We start from the raw sequence: 5,197 nt of genomic DNA on the forward strand, positions 1-5,197 counted from the left end.
GGGGGAGTAGCCGGGGCGGATGCGCGAGCGGGACGGTCGGCGGGGGCGGGGCGACCCGGTCCGGGCGACCCGGTCCCGCGCCCGGCGACCTCCGCGGTCTCCAGTACGTCCCGCACCTGGCCCACGTCGCGGGCGAGCAGCAGCCTTACTCCGCCCGCCCCGAGCTCCTCGGCCGGCCCGTCCAGCATGCGTACCGCGGTGACGTCGATGAACGGCACCGTCTCGGCGTCGATCACGACCGCCTTCGTGCCTTTGCCGGTGGCGGCCTCTCGCCCGGCCGACTCGATCCGCTCCGCGTTGGCGAAGTAGATGCCCGCCTCTACGCGCAGGACGACCACGCCCGGGACCCTGCGGCCTTCGGTGTGCCTGTCGAGCGAGGCGAAGTGCCCGTCGCCGGGCAGCCGGCCCGGTTCGCTGATGTGCGGGCGCGAGGAACGGTGGAGGAGCAGGAGCAGGGAGACGTCGATACCGATGAACAGACCGGGCAGCGTGTCGAAGACCATCACCCCGGCCATCGTGGCGATCGCGGCGGCGAAGTCGGGTCGCGCGGCGACGCCGTGGGCCTGGCCCAGCCGATGGGTGCAGACGCGGTAGAGCGACACCAGCGAGCGGATGCCGACGAGCTCGATCAGCGCCGCGATCACCACGCCCGCGAGCACTGCCTCGGGCAGCTTCCCGCCGGTAGCCCCGCAACGAGGGAAACAGCCGGTCCATGTCGCCCGCCCCCTCGAGAGCTTGAGGTCCTCGCCTATGTGCTTCGAGCGCTCTTCGAGTGCTCTTCCAAGGCCGACCGGTACGCGCCCGGTGCACGCCCGGTGCACGACCGGCGTGTGGCCCGGGCACCCGCCGTGCCCGCCGGAGGCGGACTCGCCGACCGCCGGGGGCCGGATCACCACGATGCCGCTCAGGGCGGGGCGGCCGGCGGGTACGGGAGCGTTGCGGCCGGCGGGGAGTCGCGATCGAGTCCGGGTCCGTCGTGCGACCGCCGCGGCTCCTCGGCACGGCCTCCCTCACGTGCTGCCGGCGTTCGGCAGCCTATCGGCGGTGGATCCTTCCGGCTGCCGGCCGTCCACGGCCCTCCGCCGTCCGGCCCAGCCCTCGTTCGCTCCGGCGGAACGGTGTGCCGCGTACGCCCGGCACTCGGGCCGGACGAGGCCCGCAGCGCCGGGAATGGGTGCCATGCCGCCCAGGCACCGGCGGCACCGGCGGCACCGGGCCGTCTCCGGCACCGGCGCCCCGGGGTGGTGGCCCCCACGTCCGGGGTGCGGCCGAGCGCGGTTGCCGGGCCCTGCCCGCGGTGATCTACTCGAGGAGAAGGTCCACCCGTTCGGAGCACCTCGCGGGACACCCCGCGAACGACCAACCCCGCGAACGACCAACCCCCACGAACGAGCACGCACGATGCGGCCCGGCCCAGTGTCCTTCGGCCGAGTGTCCCGCGGGGGCCGGGGATCGCGATCGCCAACCCTCCCAGCCCGATGCGGTCGGTCGCCGTGCTGATCAACGACAGGGAAATGGAGTTCGGAGATGACCTCTGCGGCCACGAACAACCGTCCCGCGCAACGACTGCGCCAGGAACTGTCCGGAGTGGCGTCGAGCGTCGGCCAGGCGGCGACTGCCACCGGCAGGCTCACCGCGGACGCGGTCCGCCATCCCGGAGCAACGGTCGGCCGCGCCCGCCGGGCGGCGCAGACGCTGCCGCTCATGTGGAATTCGGTGAAGCCGGTGCTGACCGGACGCATGACCGACTGGCGCCGCGAATACGCCTACACGCTGGGGGAACAGGCCTTCGTCTACGGGTTCCCGTACATCTACAACGCCCAGCTCCGCCATCGGTGGGTGGCGGAGGAGCCCGACACGGAGACGACGCCGTACGCCGCCGTCAACCACTTCTGGCACGCCGGCAAGCTGTTCGACGCCTCCGACCGGGAGGGGGTGGCTCCCAACAACGACACGCTGTACTCGTTCGCGTGGGTCGATCTGAGCACGGAACCCGTGGTCCTCTCGCATCCGGACATGGGCGACCGCTACTTCACCTTCGAACTGGTCGGCATCACCTCCGACAACTACGACTACGTGGGGCAGCGCGCCACCGGACCGAACGCCGGTGCTTTCGCCCTCGTCGGCCCGGGATGGTCGGGGGAGCTTCCCGAAGGCGTGCGCCGCACGGCGACCGCTCCCAGTCCCTGGATCCTCGTCGTCGGCCGCACCCTCGTGGAAGGCGAGGACGACCTCCCCGCCGTCCACGCACTGCAGCGTCAGTGCCGGCTGACCCCGCTGCACCTGTTCGGCGAGGAGGGAGCCACCGTCCCGGAACGCCGCGACGTGCTCGAGCCGGCCGACGCGGCGCGGGATCCGCTGGCGCCGTGGAAGACGCTGAACGCGATGCTCGCCGAGAACCCGCCACCGCAGCACCACGAGATCCTGCTCAAGCAGTTCGCGGAGATAGGTATCGGGCCCGGGCTCGACGTCGAGGCCCAGCCCCGGCCCGTCAGGGAAGCCCTGATCCGGGCCGCGGCCACCGGCCTGCCGATGCTCGAACAGCAGCTGCTCAGCGGCGACTGGGCGCAGGTGATCAACGGCTGGCGCTACCCGCCGCCGCAGATGGGGCGCTTCGGGGACGACTTCCTCAGGCGGGCGGCCGAGCAGGCGCTGGTCGGTGTCGCCGCCAACGATCCCGCGGAAGCGGTCTACCTTGTCGCCTTCCACGACGGGGGCGGTGACAAGCTGACCACCGGCCGCTTCGAACTGCGCTTCCCGGCAGGTGGGTTGCCGCCCGTCGACGCGTTCTGGTCCCTGACCGTGTACGGGGAGGACAGGAACCTGGTCCCCAACCCGCTGGGCCGCTACTCCATCGGCGACCGCACCCCGGGGCTGGTCACCGACCCCGACGGCAGCCTGACCATCCACCTGCGGCCCGGGTCACCGGGTTCCGACCGGGAGCCCAACTGGCTGCCCATACCGGAAGAGGGCGGCTGGTTCATCGGTTTGCGCATGTACCTCCCGCGCGCCGAAGTCATCGACGCCCGGTGGGAGTGCCCGCCCATCAGCCGCGTCACCTGACGCCACGCCGGGTGTGCCCGCACATGGTGAGGTCCCGCGGACGGGGGATACCGCGGGACCTCGTACTGGTAACGAGCGGGACGGCTCCCGGGTTCCGCCGGACTCGCCGAATCTCTCGGAGGGACGGGTTCAGGACGCGAAATCCGCCGGTGCGAAGTCCTCTCCGTGTGCCGTCGCCGCTGTTCACGCCGCCGCCCCGGGGGATTCGGCCAACCGCCGCCGTGAATATGCCAGGAGACTGGCCAGAAACAGATGTGGACAGTTTTGGCCACGGGACAATACTCGTTACCTGATGCAGTTGAATGGTGACCCAAAGGCACCGCCATTCACGGTACGTGGCTGCGAAAGCGGTGCCGCTCAGGCGGACAACACGGCAGCAGGGGGCGACCGTGCACGACGAGTTCCTGTGCCACGTCACGGCTTACGGAAGCTGTGACGGCCGGCGCATCGGAGTACCACTGGGCACCTACCGGGCCCCGACCCTGCCGTTGGCACTGTGGTGGCTGCGGGACCGGGCCACCTGGATAGCCGCCCGGCTCGACCTCGAACCGGGCGGCACGGTCATACCCGACCATGCCCTCGCCCCGGTGGCACCCACTGCGCCCGACGCGCCGGGAGTGCTGCGCGCCTGGTGCGCGGATGTCCGCCAGCAGCGGCTGGTGGCCGAGGAGCTGACGGCCGGTAAGCTGGTGCGGATCGCCACCAGCGACGACACGACGGAGTACGAACTGATGGCCGAGTCGGTGGACGCGCTGCGGATGCAGCGGACCATGTCCGGGCTGGCCCTTCCGGTCGCCTGACCGGTGCGGTGGGACGGTGCCGGCGGACCGCTGTGGCGTGCCCCCGCCTCAGCCGCCCCGCCGGTACGGCGGTGACGGCGCTCGCCGGGACGACCGCCGCGCTCCGCGGCGTACGGAGGCGCGCCGGTGACCAGCGCCAGGACGTGCTCCCCCTCCCGCCGGAAGACCCGCTCGGCGAGGTGTGAGCCGCCCGGCGGTCCGGCGCGGTGCGCCTGACCGCCGGGCGGCCGGTCCCGGTCCGCTCGGGGTTCGGGCCGGGAGTGAGGGGGCGTAAGCCGTCGGCCGGTCAGTCCGAGTCCCCGGTTCCCGCGCGACGCCGGCCGAGTGTGAAGGCGCCGGCGAGCACCGCAGCGCTTGCCGCGCTCCAGGCCGGCCAGGCGACGGATTCGCCCGGCCCGGATCCGTTGGGCCCGGCCGCGGCCGCCATGGAGCCGGTTCCGCCCGCGCCGCCCCCGGCGGGCGCCGACTGCGGGGCTTCGAAGGTCTGCACCTTGAGGGCGAGGTTCTTGTCCTCGGCGCTGCCCCAGGCGTACACGACATTGCTGGTGCCCTCCCGGAGCGGGAGTTCCGCGGGGCCGACGGCCACCGTGTCCGTGCCCGCCAGGACGACGTCCGCGTCGACCGTGCCCGCGTTCACCTCGGTCGTCGCCTCGGCGGGGTTCTTCAGGTCCTTGAAGACGGCCTTCCCGTCGGCGCGTACGTCGACGGCCGGGGCGGCGGCGACATGACGCACCGTGAGCCGGGACTTGCCGTCCGGCACCTCGGAGACGTCGTTGACGTAGGCATCGAGTCTCGGGGTGCCGTCCTCGGTGAGGTGCGCGACGAGACTCGCGTTGGCCCCGGCCGGGACGTCCACCTTCTTCTGGAGGGCGGGCTCGCCGTCCGGGTCGGCACCTGCCTTGAAGAGTTCGATGTCGTAGGTTCCGGGCTCCAGGGGCTGGGGGCCGGTCAGGCTGCCCGGCGCGAAGTCGGGGAGGAGTTCGTCCCCGTTGGCGTACACGTCGACGGTCAGTCCGGGAACGCCGTGGAAGACGGAGACCATGGCCCGGTCCTCGTCGGTGGCCGTCACCGCGCCGGCCGAGGTCGCGGCCGTGAGCGTGAGAACCGTGGCGCCGATGGCACTGAGTGCGAGGGTGGTGCTGCGGAGGTTCATCGTCGTACGTCCCTTCTGGTGAGCCGCCCCATCGCGGCTCTCACGGGTACTTCGTGGCGGGAGGGCCGGACGGAGGCGGTTCCGCCCGTTCTTTCGGTGGTGGTGCGTGTCGCGGGCCGCTTGGTGCGGGCCGGACCGGCTCGGAAAGTCGCATCGGCCGTGCATCGATATCGCCTCGTGC

Annotated in this window: 4 protein-coding genes; 2 read left to right on the forward strand and 2 right to left on the reverse strand. The window is 72.4% G+C overall.

What is annotated here, in order from left to right:
* Positions 1-659, reverse strand: a 659-nt coding sequence (locus tag GUY61_RS34345; protein ID WP_166634236.1) for an STAS domain-containing protein, incomplete at its 3' end; no start/stop codon positions are given.
* A gap of 868 nt (positions 660-1,527) precedes the next feature.
* On the opposite strand from GUY61_RS34345, the gene GUY61_RS34350 reads away from it, so the two are divergent.
* Positions 1,528-3,063, forward strand: coding sequence for a DUF1254 domain-containing protein (locus GUY61_RS34350; protein WP_166634237.1), 1,536 nt, complete (start codon positions 1,528-1,530; stop codon positions 3,061-3,063).
* A gap of 389 nt (positions 3,064-3,452) precedes the next feature.
* Complete coding sequence (locus GUY61_RS34355; protein ID WP_166634238.1) at positions 3,453-3,863, forward strand: hypothetical protein; 411 nt, start codon at positions 3,453-3,455, stop codon at positions 3,861-3,863.
* Between the two features lie 286 nt (positions 3,864-4,149).
* Here GUY61_RS34355 and GUY61_RS34360 read toward each other — a convergent pair whose 3' ends face one another.
* Positions 4,150-5,016, reverse strand: coding sequence for a DUF4397 domain-containing protein (locus tag GUY61_RS34360; RefSeq protein WP_166634239.1), 867 nt, complete (start codon positions 5,014-5,016; stop codon positions 4,150-4,152).
* Between the last annotated feature and the right edge of the window lie 181 nt (positions 5,017-5,197).

Origin of the sequence: Streptomyces sp. GC420, assembly GCF_009916105.1 — a bacterium.
GTDB lineage: Bacteria > Actinomycetota > Actinomycetes > Streptomycetales > Streptomycetaceae > Streptomyces.

What these genes read in the sequence shown, in the direction of transcription:
- GUY61_RS34350 (WP_166634237.1), top strand. Translation starts at nt 1,528, where the DNA reads ATGACCTCTGCGGCCACGAACAACCGTCCCGCGCAACGACTGCGCCAG.
- GUY61_RS34360 (WP_166634239.1), bottom strand. Translation starts at nt 5,016, where the DNA reads ATGAACCTCCGCAGCACCACCCTCGCACTCAGTGCCATCGGCGCCACG.